This is a genomic window from Neobacillus niacini, assembly GCF_046591715.1.
Taxonomy (GTDB): domain Bacteria; phylum Bacillota; class Bacilli; order Bacillales; family Cytobacillaceae; genus Neobacillus; species Neobacillus niacini_L.
On record NZ_JAWVNQ010000009.1, the window covers coordinates 49463 to 62386 of the forward strand.

The following is a 12924-nucleotide window of genomic DNA, read 5'->3' on the forward strand; positions in this document are numbered from 1 at the left end:
CTGTGTGTTAGATAGCCTTCGCTTCACTGCGAAGAAGTTCAGCCAGTTCAGAAACTTGAGCTTTGATGTCACCATCCAAGATACGTCCTGCTCCTTTTTTCGGCGCAAAAAATGTCTCGGTAGTTATTGTCTTTACTTCTAGAACGTCTTCGATATGTAAATCATCAATGTCAATCCGCTCAATTGGCTTTTTCTTCGCTTTCATGATGCCAGGTAAGGAAGGATAACGCGGCTCATTTAATCCCTGTTGCGCTGTGACCAATACTGGAAGAGATACCAAGACAACCTCTTTATCTCCTTCAACGTCCCGCTCGATCACCGCTTCGTTTCCAACAATCGCAAGCTTCGTGATCGTCGTCACTTGTGGAATATTGAGTTCCTCTGCAAGGCGTGGACCAATTTGTCCACTGCCATAATCAACTCCCACATTACCGGCTAATATGATGTCAAATTCCCGATTTTTAATAATGGACTCAAGAATTTTGACTGTACTGTATTCATCAAGATTTAAATCCTCGCTATTAACGATAATCGCTTTATCCGCACCCATCGCAAGCGCCGTTCGCAGTCCATTTTCTTCACGTTCCGGTCCTACCGTGATAACCGTTACTTCCCCACCGTGCAATGACCGCAATTGTAGTGCTTCTTCGATTGCATATTCATCGTAAGGATTGATGATGAAGGTTACCCCTTCTTCACTAACGGTGCCGTATCGGAACGAAATTTTTTGCTCCGGATCGATCGTTTGTTTCATCAATACTAAAATGTTCATGTTTTCGTATCCCCTTCTGATGTAATATTTTTATGGCAGTATAGAACCGAAAAAGGATTTTCGGTCTTAATTTAAACACGTAGCAAGGAAAATACGATTTCTCAACTAATTCGTTGAAGGAAATTTCGCTTCAAAAATCCCTGAAACTTTTACATCGCCATCACAGTTTTTCGCCAGTACTTCACCCACCACGAGGTTGTCAGCTTTTTTCTCTATCACTCTGCCAACAATTTCGATAGTTTCTCCGGGATGTGTCATTTTTCTAAAACGTACTTGTATTCTCTTAATATTTTTTCGTGGTATCCATGATGTAACTCCTTGGGATAACATCCCCATGATTAACATTCCGTGAGCGATAATACCTGTGCCTGCTTGCTCCCCAACCTCTTCCACGGTATGCAGTGGGTTAAAATCCCCGGATGCTCCGGCAAATCTTACGAGCTGAATTCGTGTAATTGAATCATTTTTCAGAACCGGGAATGAAGCTCCCACTTGTAAATCTTCATAATACATGCATTGCGCCCCTCTCATCAGCTGCTATTTAATGACGGTGAATTAATGTAATTCTAGCAATAGCCACTAATTCACCTCTTTGATTGGTAAATCTAGTTTCTTCTGTAATGAAATCCATTCCTCCAGAAGAACCAATTTTGGTATCTGCCCGTACAATCTTACTCATAACATGAAGCTCATCCCCGGCATAAATATCACCAAGATATTCATACTCTTGTTCACCGTGCAAAATTTTAACTGGGTTTAATTTCAATATTTCCATTTTTTCCTGAAAGCCATATCCGCCATGGTATTCAATGACTTGCAAAAAGGTAAGCGGAACTGGAATGCCATCATAACCAGCATTCTTGGCTGCCTCTAAGCTGTAGTAAATCGGGTTATCATCACCGATTGCGATGGCTAATTCTTTTATTTTCCCTTTTTCCACTGTCATGCTGTAAGGTTCTAACTCAAGTCCAAGTAAATCTTTCACATTTGACAAGACTTTCCACCTCTTTAAAATAGTTGCCTCTTACGTTGCTTAAATTTTGATTTCTCTATTCTTTCAACAGATTTCCAGCTATAACAAGGCGCTGAATTTCTTGTGTTCCTTCATAGATTTGGGTGATTTTTGCATCTCTCATATACCGTTCTACCGGGTATTCTCTTGTGTAGCCATATCCCCCAAATATTTGAATAGCCTCAAGCGTAACTTCCATTGCAGTGTCTCCGGCTAACAATTTGGACATTGCGGATTGATGTCCATAAGGGATACCTTGGTCCTCTCGCCAGGCAGCTTGATATGTCAATAAACGAGAGGCTTCTATTTTTGTAGCCATATCGGCTAGTTTGAATTGTATAGCTTGAAGCGCGCTAATGGGTTTTCCAAATTGGACACGATTCTTCGCATATTCGACAGCTTTATCAAACGCTCCCTGAGCAATTCCCACCGCTTGGGCAGCTACTCCATTCCGACCACCATCAAGGGTCATCATAGCAATCTTAAACCCTTCACCTACTTGTCCCAAGAGATTGTCCTTTGGCACTCGGCAGTCCTCAAAAATCACTTCTGTCGTTGCGGAAGAGCGAATGCCCATCTTTTTCTCCTTCTTTCCTACAGAAAATCCTGGGAAGTCCTTTTCTACAATAAAAGCGGTAATCCCCTTATGCTTTAGTTCCGGTTTGGTCTGGGCAAAGACAATATAGATATCCGCAAAACCACCGTTGGTAATAAAAATCTTCGAACCGTTCAAAATCCACTCATCGCCTTTCATTACCGCAGAAGTTCTCATTCCACTTGAATCAGATCCAGATCCAGGTTCTGTCAAGCAATACGCACCCATGCTTTTTCCCTCTGCCATGGCTCGCAAATATTTTTGTTTTTGTGCCTCCGTTCCGAACTTGAAAACCGGCCATCCAGCTAACGATGAATGGGCAGCAAGAGTAGTCCCTATGGAAGCATCCACCCGGGAAAGTTCTTCCACCGTGATCACATAACTCATATAATCGGCACCGGCACCACCGTATTCCTCCGGCCAAGGCATTCCGCATAATCCAAGTTCTGCCATCTTTCGCCAAATCTTGATATCAAAGTATTCTTCTTCATCGCGCTGTGCGGCAGTAGGCTCACATTCGTTCAGTGCAAACTCGCGCACCATTTTTTGCATCATCTGGTGTTCTTCTGATAATAAAAAGTTCATTGTTAGACTCCTCTTTTAATATATTTTGTGCTTCCTATTACTTCCGCGTATGTTGAGCGAGCGATTGCTCATTCCGAAGATAGCTGTAAAAACCCCCACCTTTTCAAGGGATGGGAATTAAACCGCTATTTATACTTTTTTTTCGATCATCTTTCGGGTATAGATGGTTACCCACTTCCTTGGCAGCAGTCCCACTGATTTAGCCATAAGTTTATTTTTAAAGCCTGGAATGATCACTGTTTTATTCTTCATTAACCCTGTAAAGCCGCACTTCGCTACTGCTTCTGGGTCCATCAAGTTCTTAATGAAAATTTTTGTTCCAGTTGCGGCCAATCCTTCCGTGAGCGGCGTTTTGGTTGAAGGGGGACATAATACACTAACCTGCACTCCAGTTCCTTTTAGTTCTTCCGCAATCGCTTCTGAAAAGGTTAAGACGTACGATTTGCTTGCCCCATACATCGACATCCCTGGAGTTGGCTGAAAGGCCGCCGTTGAAGCCACATTTAAAATTTTACCTTGCTTTCGTTTAACCATTTCACCCGCTATAAGTTTGGTTAAATACGTTAGTGAAATCATGTTGAGCTGCAGGCATTCTAATTCTTTCTTTATATCCAATTCCGTCATCAACCCTAATCCGCCAGCCCCTGCATTATTAATCAAAATATCGATGTTGATTCCTTCGTTTATCAAGTACCGATGCAAGTTCTCTACTGTTGCATGGCTGCTTAAATCACCGGTAAAAGTATTTACTTGAACTCCATAATCCTTTTGTAAAATTTCACCTTGTTGTTTCAACAACGTTGCGTCCCTGGCAACTAATACCAAGTTATAGTGCTGGTCTGCAAAAACTTTTGCAAATCCCAAACCGATCCCTTTAGTAGCGCCTGTAATCAAAACTGTTTCTGTTGGCATATGTTTTCAGCCCCTTTGTGTTTTGAAAATTCAAAAATTTATAAATATAATTATATTACTGATTATACTCATTAGTATAAATTAAATAAAATTAAACATTTTAATAAATAAGTAAGTATTTCTAATATACAGATAGTGAAAACTATCAATTTTTCTAAATTCCTGAAATTAATAAGACTTTCGCATAAAAAAAGAGAAGCCTCTTCGTCACTTAGACTCTGGGCTTCTCTTTTTATTACCGATTTATTTATTAAAACGCAGTCACATCAACTGGTTCAATACCTTCAGCCTCGCAATAGTCAAGGTATCTTTTCAGGAATGATTCCCAATTATCTCGTGCAATAATTTCTCCATTCTCACCCAAATAATCTAATGTTCCTTCCACAATATTGAAGGTAATAACGTCTTCATCCCCTACAGCTGTAGGTGTATGTGTGGAGCCGGCAGGTTCAAAAACCATGTCGCCAGGTTTGGAAATCCAAGACTCCTCGAGATATCTCCAAGATCCTTGAACAGTATAAACAATGACTTGTCCAGGATGAAAATGGGCCGGAAGCTGCATTTTCGCAGGTACATATAATAAGGTAATATTCTGTCCTGTCACAGGATTGGCTTTAAGCAATTTAAATTTCGCATCTCCGAAATAAGGAACCCAAGGCAATTCATCTACATTAACATTTCCTGCATGGTATGCTACTGCTGCTTGTACATTTTTTACATTACTCACTAATATTCCCTCTTCCATTATATGTTTTTAAATTCGCATACTGTTAACGCTTACAACAGTCAGCTAATTAACTTTTTCGAATTTATAATCTCAGTATATTTTTAATTTTCAGCTAAGTAAAATTAACATTTTTAACGTGCAATTAAGTTTGATTAATTTACACAACCAGTTATCTGGATGAAAATTACTTAGCCCCTAGGCCCCCATCAAGTACCAATATTTGTCCGGTACAATAATTAGATGCTGCTGAAGCAAAGTATAGGAGAGCACCTACTAAATCATTGTCACTGCCTAACCTTCTAATTGGAACTTGGGAAGCAATGAAAGGACCTGCTTTGTGTACAAGTGTTCCCGGTATCTCTGGGTTATTCATTCCAGTAGTGAAAACTCCTGGAGCGATAGAATTTACATACACTCCATGGCGCCCCCACTTAACTGCTAGATCCTTCGTCAAAGTCATAACGGCACCCTTACTTGTTGTATACCCTACAGAATCGACAGCTTCTGGATCAACGCCTTTAAAACCGATACTAGAAGAAATGTTAATGATTTTTCCGTATGAGTTTTCAATCATATGTTTTCCTACAGCTTGACACATCAAGAATGTACCAGTCACATTTGTATCAAGCATAGCTTGCCATTGTTTTAAAGGCATTTCAGTAGCAGGCGTTTCAAAAACTGTTCCGCTGCTATTGACTAAAATTTCGATTTTTCCGAAATGAGAAACAGCTTTCTCCAAGCCATGAACGACAGATTCAGGATTTGTTACATCAACCGCTAGAGCTAGTGCTTGTTTTCCTAATGTCTCTATTTCTTTTACAACTTCTTCACAAACTTCTAACCTACGAGAACAAACTACAACATTTGCACCTGCCTCTGCTAAAGCCAGTGCCATTACACGCCCTAGTCCGCTGCCGCCTCCGGTAACGATTGCTGTCTGTCCGTTTAAATTAAACAATTGTGCTAATGACATTTTACATTTCCCCCTAATTAAGAATATTCAAAGATTTTAAAAATCTTATTGATATTGATTGTACTAATAAATTATAATGAAATAAAATTAAAGATTTTAATATGTAAATAAGTAATACTAATATTTAAAAGGGGTACAGCAATGAATATTGAGCAATTACTATATATCGTTGAAGTTGCTAAATACAATTCTCTGTCTATTGCGGCACAGAATCTACATGTAACTCAATCCACAATCAGCCAGTCCATAACCAACTTTGAAAAGGAGCTAGGGATTAAAATTCTTAAACGGTCACGGGGACATGGTGCTGTCCCAACCGACGAAGGCAGAATCATTCTAAAACTAGCCTATGAAGTACAAAAAAAACTTGAAGAAATAAAAGAGACAGCCAACTTAATAAATTCCACAGAAGTGGGGGATCTAAAAATTTCTTCTTTACCCGGTTTAATGACTTTTCTCGTAAAAGCAATAGCTGCTTTTAGACATGATTATCCTCACATAAATCTAGAGGTCACAGAAAAAAGTGGAAATGCTGTAATTGAAGATATCAGGCAGCATAAGATTGATTTCGGACTGATTACATATTCAAGTGATTTGAGCATAAACATGGAAGGAATAGCTTTTGAAGCATTCATTGAAGGGAAGCAGAAAGTATATGTTTCTAAGCATTCCCCATTAGCATTTCTTGGTACCGTTACACCAAATGATATACTTGATCAAACTCTCGTCACTTATAAAGGTGAATTAATGCAATATTTTGTCAAAGACTTTTTCAAAAAATATAAGCCATTAAAAATCCTATTTACATCAAATAATATGGCCGGCGTTCTACAAGCCATCAATGAAAACTTGGCCATTACATTTGCTCCTGATTTCGTAATGAAAAATTATCCTTCCGTTATCAATGGAGATATTATTCCAGTAGATTTGGTGAATCATAGCACTGTTAATATTTCTTTAGGTTTAGTTCGATCAGAAAATAAACATTTATCCACTTTTGCCAACAAATATATTCATTATCTGAAATCTGAAATCATTAAAAGTTAAAACAATAAAAGAGAAGCAACTTCGTCCAAATAGGACTTAGTGCTTCTCTTTTTATAGGAATCTATTAGTATTATTATTAAGTCCTTTGTTCATTTTTCTACCAACGCCAGGATCAGATTCTCGGGAATTCCTATACAATCGATTTTATTCCATCTTCCTCTTCAATATGATCATCAGCATAAGTTTCGGATATCTTATCCAGACAATTCCAGCACTTACTGCGATTTCGTTCCATAATGGCTAATTCTTCATTGCAATCTACACAACAATCCATTCCATCAACTGCCTTATTATTTCTACACATATTTCCTTCCCACCTCGATTAAATCATGATTATTAAACTATCAATGTTTCTTCTGCTTTTATGGTTGTGTCAGTTTGCTTAGCAGGTCGTACCATGACCCAAAACAATAATCCGAAAACAAACATAACCAATGAAGTTACTAGGAATCCATAACCATATCCAATTGCTTCAGTTCCTGAATTTTCGATAAAATTCCCAAATATAACTGGTGCAATAATACTTGTTGAACTAGAAAGAGCAACATACGTACCTTGTGCTTTTCCAATGTTTTTAGTAGAAAAGAAGTCCATTAACATGGCAGGTGCGAGTGATAGAATAACAATCGCAAAACCTGGAGCAAGGATGAAGAACAAGATGGAGATAGCACTTGAATTCACAACACTTCCAAGATATAAACAAATAGCTGATAGGACCATTGAAATACCTGCAAGATTTACTCGTGCTTTTCGAATATCTCCTGTTTTACGATAAAGCTGATCTGATATCAAGGCAAATCCAATTTGGCAAATGGCAGCGAAGAGAAAAGGTAAAGACACTGCCATTTTTAATAGTTTGCCATCAAAATGTTGGATTTTGGTAAAGTATGCTGGAAACCAAACCGCTTGAACAGATAATAACCAATAGGCACAGCCTGCACACAAAACGGTAAAAATAAAATTTTTAGAAAAAAGATGCGGAAGAAATTGACGCCAAGAAACCTTAGAAGAGATGAAAGAATTCTTATCCTCTTGTTCAAATGTAGGCAACCCGATTTCTTTTGGGCTTTCTTTTCCGAAAATCATCCATAAAACAGTAACAATAAGTCCAACAATCCCCATTGCGATAAAAGCAGATCTCCATCCATTTTCACTGATCAAGGAGATTAATAATGGTGAAGCAATTGCTGGCCCAATTGTTGCTCCAAAGAGAACAGCGCCAAAGCCTATACCATGTCTGTGTTTAGGGAACCATTTTCCTATTAAAGAAGTTGAAATAGCAATTGCTGGACCTTCTCCTGCTCCCAAGATCATTCTTGAAAACATTAATAAAGACAGACTGGAAACAAAAGGTGTGGTAAATTGAACAGCCAACCATATAAACATGATCCAAGTAAACATTTTTTTCGTGTTTTTGGAATCGGCCATGCCCCCAATAATTAAAGAGGATATGGTAAAGAACCAAAAAAATGAGCTTCCAACAACACCCCATTGTGAAGGACTTAACTGTAACTCTTTCATTAAGGGAACGGAAACTAAACCAATGATAATTTTATCAACTTGGTTAACCATTCCGGAAGCAACTAGAATTAATAATAAAATCCAAGAATATTTTGGTGTTTTCAATGTAAAATTCTCCCCTTCGTTTCTACTATTATAGGAAAATCTTTCGTAAAATCTAAGAGGCACTCCCATCACAAGAACCAATTCGTTTTCTTTTAAAAAGGTTTTTAAAGGTGAATCTTCTTTGTTTAGACTCCTACTATTTATTTAAACCATTACCTCATGTTTCTAATTGCGCCAGCTGTTTTTTCACGTACAGGAATACCGCCGCGACCCGCTTTACCTGTTTTCTCATCAATAAACATAGCGAAATCTGGCGCAATTTCCCGCCCATTTGGCATTGTGAGCCACAATCTTAATAAATGACGTTTGCGTTCAGGTTCTTCATAATCTTCATATACAGTACGTGAATGAAGAACAGTATAATTATTGACGAATTGCATATCACCAGGTTCCATCATCATATCAATATGCATGTTTTCATCATGAAGGAGAGAATCCATTAAGTCATATGCATCTCTTTCTTCCTTTGACAAATGGATGCCTGTTTTGGCTTGTGCTGATTCTACATAACCGCGATTATATCTGCAGCTCAATATACCGTTGTAATAGCTAAAGACTGGTGAGGAATATACTGGAGATTCTCCTGGTGCTTCTTCACCACGACGATCCAAGGAGTATGGACGATAGAGAATTTCAAGGTACTCCGGGTACTTCTCGAGAATTTCATTATAAACTGCCATCGAACTTACAATACTACTAAATCCACCTGATTTAGCCTTCCTGAGACTTAGTAATCCGACTACGTCAGATCCATCTGGGTGAAAGGGAAGATGTGCATTCGTTTGGTAACCACGGACATTGGAATCATTTATATTTAGACCTTGGTCAGCGACATGCCCTAAAAGATCACCTTTTGCGTTTTGCGCTACCGGAATGCCCATATGTACTCCGAGACCCCAGTAAATAATGCTTGCTTCTTCGTCCGTATACCTTTCCATTGGTAATCCACGAATTAACAGAAATCCTTTACCATTTTCCAACTCATCAATAAAGTAAGCGATTACGTCGGAGAGTTCAGGAATTGGGAAGTCCTCCTTGTTAAAATCTGGTGCTTTTAAACCTTTTTGTTTAACAAAATATAAAGCGCTTTCAAGAGAAGCAATCGTTTTCTCAGACAAATAATAAACCCATGATTCATCTTTAGCTAGATCATTACCTTTCCATGCTGCTGGTCCTTGAATTTTCTCCTTTAAAATGGTCGGCACCTATACTCCTCCTTCGTTTTCTAATACAATCTTATCTTTAGTAGACAATGTTCGGGCTGTTTCCTACTAAAAGAGTGACTCCCCCGCTTTTACAAATCTTCTTGATACAATTAATACTAGTGAACGATGTTCCCCCTTTATTTACATAGAATCGCTTTAATAACATTGTGACTGTGTTAATAGTCATTACACTAATTATATTCATAATTTTCAGTTAAATAAAATTAAAGATTTTAACTTGCATATAAACTTCACTAATATACAAGAGTGTTGCACCCGTATACAATGGAAAATTAAAACATTCTATTATATTAGTAAAACTTAATTACAAATTAAAATCTTTAATTTTATATAATTATTATTAAAAGGTAGAATCAAAATAGAAATGAATTAATATTCAAAAAAATTACTTTCGACTAGACTATTACTCGTGAATCAAAACAGGAGGCTGAACTATGGACTTAAAGTTATCCGGAAAAAAGGCACTTATTGTTGGAGGCAGCCGTGGTATTGGTAAAGCTATTGCCCGCCAATTGGCTCTTGAAGGTGTAGATTGTACAATTTGTTCAAGAAATGAAACCACTCTAAAGATCGCTGCAGAGGAATTGGCACATGAAACAAAGCGAAATATCTATCCGATTGTGGCAGATACTACTGATCCTAACTCTATCCTAAATCTAGTTGAACAATCAGCAGCAGCAATGGGGAGCATTGATATATTAATCAACAGCGGAGCCCGCGTTGGCGGCCAGGAGCCAGAGGATTTTAATAGTATAAAAGATGAACTCATTTTGAAAGATTTTGAAGAAAAGTACATGGGTTATTTTCGCTGTATCCGAGCTGTTGCACCTTATATGATAGAAAATAAATGGGGCCGTATAATAAATATAAGTGGTCTAGCTGCCAGAATTGGGGGCAATTATTTTAGTTCCGGTCCGCGTAATGCATCTGTTGTCCATATGACAAAATCCGCCTCATTGGAATTAGGAAAGCACGGAATTAACGTTAATGCTGTTTACCCAGGGATAGTCGATACGGAAACGTTTAGAGGCCGGGTCACGAATGAGGAAGCGATACGCCAGGTAGAATCACTGAATTCCCTCGGCCGCTTGATAACCTCAGAGGAAATTGCTTATGTCGTTACCTTCTTGGCTTCACCTTTGGCGGCATCGATTACTGGCGATGTTATTCCGGTAACTGGCGGCATTGGAAATACCGTTTATTTCTAATAAACTTGGTTGTTACTATTATCTGTTTCATAAAGTTCCAATTAATTATCTATGAAACAGATAAAATATAGAAAACGAGCCTCATTACCTCGTGAGGCTCGTTTCTTTTAGAATTTTATCTAATATTCTACTCTACGTAAAAATTCGTTTATCTTAGAAACAGTTGTTTCAATGTTCTTTGAGAAAATAGCCATGTGCCCAAAATAGCCGTGGACCATACCGGGTTCACATGCATATTCAACCTGCACACCAAATCTTCTCAAACGATCAGCATAGGCCCTTCCTTCATCCCGCAGCACATCATTTTCCGCTGTGATTACTAATGCTGGCGGGAGGCCACTTAAATTTACCGCGACCAAAGGGGAAGCGTACTCATTACTCCTGTCATCTTCATTCCTTATATAATGGTCACGGAACCAAATCAGCTGTTCTCTATCCAATCCAAATCCCTTTGCAAATGTTTTATGGGATTCCGTATTAAACTCAAGGTTTGTCGGCGGATAAAGTAAGACCTGTGCAGCGATGTCGGGACCTTTTCTGTCTCTCGCCATCATCGTAACTACTGTTGCTAGATTTCCACCTACGCTATCCCCGCCGACTGCCAATCTAGATACATCTCCATTAAAGGAAGACCCTTTTTCATACACCCATTCCAAAGCCTCATACGCGTCTTCGACTGCAGTAGGAAACTTATACTCTGGTGCAAGACGATAGTTTACGGACACAACAATACTATCCGTTTTATTAGCGATCATTCGACAGCTAGCATCCGTAGATTCAATGTCTCCGAGAACCCATCCCCCACCATGGAAGTATATAAATAGTGGAAAGGGACCTTGCCCTTCTGGTATGTATACCCGACATTTGATTTCTTCATCCTGGCTTACTGGTAGCATCAAATCCTCTACCTTTGATAGAGGTTCTAATTTTACAGTAGTGCGCGGTGCTTTCGAAAGTAAATCCCTAACAGTCTTAGGATCCATTTTATGAATAGGCGGCATCTGATTAAATGCTTGTAAATATTTTTCTGCTTGCGGATCTAAACTTACCAAGGAGCATCATCCTAACTTCAATTAATTTTAAAAATTTAATCGTCTATATCCTAACCTTTTATTCTGGCCATTTGGCATTTAAAGCCATAAAATGGTGATTTTATTCACCAAATTTCGTTGAATAAAATCACCATCTCACTTGATATAAGAAATAATGGTGTTTATTACTACCACCAGCTTTTTATCTTTCTACAGGTACCCCTCCGATATAAAACTCGAAATCTGGAGCAATTTTACGACCATTTGGCATCATGAGCCATAATCTTAATAGATGGCGTTTTTTGTCATCTTCTTCGTAATCTTCAAAATGTGTCCGTGAATGAAAAACAGTATAATTATTAACGAATTGCATATCACCCGGTTCCATCATCATATCAATATGGAAGTTTTCATCATGAGTGAGGGAATCAATAAAATCAAAAGCTTCGATTTCCTCTTCCGACAAAGGTATCCCTGTTTTCGTTTGTGCTGATTGGACATATTGGCGAATATATCTGCAGCTTAACTTACCATCGTAATAGCTAAAGATCGGTGATTGAACTACTGGAGATTGACCTGGTGTTTCTTCCCCGCGAAGATCATGGGCAAAAGGACGATAGAGAATCTCAAGGTACTCTGGGTGCTTCTCGAGAATTTCATTATAGATCGACATCGCACTTGCGATACTGCTTAAACCGCCAGATTTCGCTCTCTTAAGACATAGTAATCCGACCACATCAGCGAGATCTGTGTGATAATCAAGATGTACATTTGTTTGGTAACCACGTACTTTTGTATTATCATTAAAGTCTTTTCCTACGTTTTTGATATGCCCTAAGAGTTCCCCAGTTTTGCTTTGGATTATCGGTAATCCCAAGTGGAGTCCGAGACCCCAGTAAATAATGCTTGCTTCTTCGTCAGTAAACTGGTCCATTGGTAATCCACGAATTAAAAGAAACCCTCTTCCATTCTCCAGTTCCTCAACAAAGTATGTGATTTCGTCAGCGAGTTCAGGAATCGGGAAATCCTCCTTATTAAAATCTGGTGCTTTTAATCCCTTTTGTTGAACATGTAATACTGCCTTCTCAAGAGTATAAATGGTGTTCTCGGACAAATAATAAATCCATGATTCATCTTTAGCAAGTTCACTACCTTTCCATGCTGAACGGCCTTCGATTTTTTCATTTAAAATAATTGACATAATATAGCC

General features: G+C 38.4%; 14 protein-coding genes. 2 read left to right on the forward strand and 12 right to left on the reverse strand.

Annotated elements, in window-relative coordinates; translation table 11 throughout:
* Nucleotides 1-7: 7 nt before the first annotated feature.
* The 7 genes from SFC47_RS19005 to SFC47_RS19035 all read right to left on the reverse strand — a co-directional run bounded on the left by SFC47_RS19005 (nt 8) and on the right by SFC47_RS19035 (nt 5576).
* Nucleotides 8-772, reverse strand: coding sequence for an electron transfer flavoprotein subunit beta/FixA family protein (locus SFC47_RS19005; RefSeq protein ID WP_411255934.1), 765 nt, complete (start codon nt 770-772; stop codon nt 8-10).
* Nucleotides 773-877: 105 nt separating this feature from the next.
* Complete coding sequence (locus SFC47_RS19010; RefSeq protein WP_411255935.1) at nt 878-1285, reverse strand: MaoC family dehydratase; 408 nt, start codon at nt 1283-1285, stop codon at nt 878-880.
* A gap of 28 nt (nt 1286-1313) precedes the next feature.
* Nucleotides 1314-1757, reverse strand: a complete 444-nt coding sequence (locus SFC47_RS19015; protein WP_411256080.1) for a MaoC family dehydratase N-terminal domain-containing protein — start codon at nt 1755-1757, stop codon at nt 1314-1316.
* Nucleotides 1758-1821: 64 nt separating this feature from the next.
* Nucleotides 1822-2964 carry an acyl-CoA dehydrogenase gene (locus SFC47_RS19020; RefSeq protein ID WP_411255937.1) on the reverse strand — a complete coding sequence of 381 codons (1143 nt, stop codon included), beginning with the start codon at nt 2962-2964 and terminating at the stop codon, nt 1822-1824.
* 129 nt (nt 2965-3093) lie between these two features.
* The gene (locus tag SFC47_RS19025) at nt 3094-3876 is read right to left on the reverse strand and encodes an SDR family NAD(P)-dependent oxidoreductase (RefSeq protein ID WP_411255939.1); all 783 of its coding nucleotides are present in this window, start codon (nt 3874-3876) and stop codon (nt 3094-3096) included.
* A 250-nt stretch (nt 3877-4126) separates the two neighbouring features.
* Entirely contained in the window at nt 4127-4603 is a 477-nt protein-coding gene (locus tag SFC47_RS19030; RefSeq protein WP_133368678.1) for a 2,4'-dihydroxyacetophenone dioxygenase family protein, read from the reverse strand.
* Nucleotides 4604-4787: 184 nt separating this feature from the next.
* Complete coding sequence (locus SFC47_RS19035) at nt 4788-5576, reverse strand: SDR family NAD(P)-dependent oxidoreductase (RefSeq protein WP_411255941.1); 789 nt, start codon at nt 5574-5576, stop codon at nt 4788-4790.
* Nucleotides 5577-5717: 141 nt separating this feature from the next.
* Here SFC47_RS19035 and SFC47_RS19040 point away from each other — a divergent pair, with 141 nt between their 5' ends.
* Entirely contained in the window at nt 5718-6623 is a 906-nt protein-coding gene (locus tag SFC47_RS19040) for a LysR family transcriptional regulator (protein ID WP_411255942.1), read from the forward strand.
* Nucleotides 6624-6753: 130 nt separating this feature from the next.
* On the opposite strand, the gene SFC47_RS19045 is transcribed toward SFC47_RS19040, so the two are convergent.
* From SFC47_RS19045 to SFC47_RS19055, 3 genes are all read right to left on the reverse strand, one after another.
* Nucleotides 6754-6927, reverse strand: a complete 174-nt coding sequence (locus tag SFC47_RS19045; RefSeq protein ID WP_411255944.1) for a hypothetical protein — start codon at nt 6925-6927, stop codon at nt 6754-6756.
* A 32-nt stretch (nt 6928-6959) separates the two neighbouring features.
* Entirely contained in the window at nt 6960-8249 is a 1290-nt protein-coding gene (locus SFC47_RS19050) for an MFS transporter (protein WP_411255945.1), read from the reverse strand.
* 152 nt (nt 8250-8401) lie between these two features.
* Nucleotides 8402-9454: a TauD/TfdA family dioxygenase gene (locus tag SFC47_RS19055; protein WP_411255947.1), complete on the reverse strand. Its 1053-nt coding sequence runs from the start codon at nt 9452-9454 to the stop codon at nt 8402-8404.
* A gap of 455 nt (nt 9455-9909) precedes the next feature.
* On the opposite strand from SFC47_RS19055, the gene SFC47_RS19060 reads away from it, so the two are divergent.
* Entirely contained in the window at nt 9910-10683 is a 774-nt protein-coding gene (locus SFC47_RS19060) for an SDR family NAD(P)-dependent oxidoreductase (protein ID WP_411255948.1), read from the forward strand.
* Between the two features lie 119 nt (nt 10684-10802).
* Here the strand turns inward: SFC47_RS19060 and SFC47_RS19065 are convergent, their stop codons facing one another.
* Both SFC47_RS19065 and SFC47_RS19070 read right to left on the reverse strand, forming a co-directional pair.
* Entirely contained in the window at nt 10803-11735 is a 933-nt protein-coding gene (locus SFC47_RS19065) for an alpha/beta hydrolase (protein WP_411255949.1), read from the reverse strand.
* A gap of 181 nt (nt 11736-11916) precedes the next feature.
* Nucleotides 11917-12915 carry a TauD/TfdA family dioxygenase gene (locus SFC47_RS19070; RefSeq protein WP_411255951.1) on the reverse strand — a complete coding sequence of 333 codons (999 nt, stop codon included), beginning with the start codon at nt 12913-12915 and terminating at the stop codon, nt 11917-11919.
* Nucleotides 12916-12924 lie beyond the last annotated feature (9 nt).

Coding starts and splice junctions, on each gene's coding strand:
- SFC47_RS19005 (WP_411255934.1), bottom strand. CDS start 772: ATGAACATTTTAGTATTGATGAAACAAACGATCGATCCGGAGCAAAAA.
- SFC47_RS19010 (WP_411255935.1), bottom strand. CDS start 1,285: ATGTATTATGAAGATTTACAAGTGGGAGCTTCATTCCCGGTTCTGAAA.
- SFC47_RS19020 (WP_411255937.1), bottom strand. CDS start 2,964: ATGAACTTTTTATTATCAGAAGAACACCAGATGATGCAAAAAATGGTG.
- SFC47_RS19025 (WP_411255939.1), bottom strand. CDS start 3,876: ATGCCAACAGAAACAGTTTTGATTACAGGCGCTACTAAAGGGATCGGT.
- SFC47_RS19035 (WP_411255941.1), bottom strand. CDS start 5,576: ATGTCATTAGCACAATTGTTTAATTTAAACGGACAGACAGCAATCGTT.
- SFC47_RS19040 (WP_411255942.1), top strand. CDS start 5,718: ATGAATATTGAGCAATTACTATATATCGTTGAAGTTGCTAAATACAAT.
- SFC47_RS19045 (WP_411255944.1), bottom strand. CDS start 6,927: ATGTGTAGAAATAATAAGGCAGTTGATGGAATGGATTGTTGTGTAGAT.
- SFC47_RS19060 (WP_411255948.1), top strand. CDS start 9,910: ATGGACTTAAAGTTATCCGGAAAAAAGGCACTTATTGTTGGAGGCAGC.
- SFC47_RS19070 (WP_411255951.1), bottom strand. CDS start 12,915: ATGTCAATTATTTTAAATGAAAAAATCGAAGGCCGTTCAGCATGGAAA.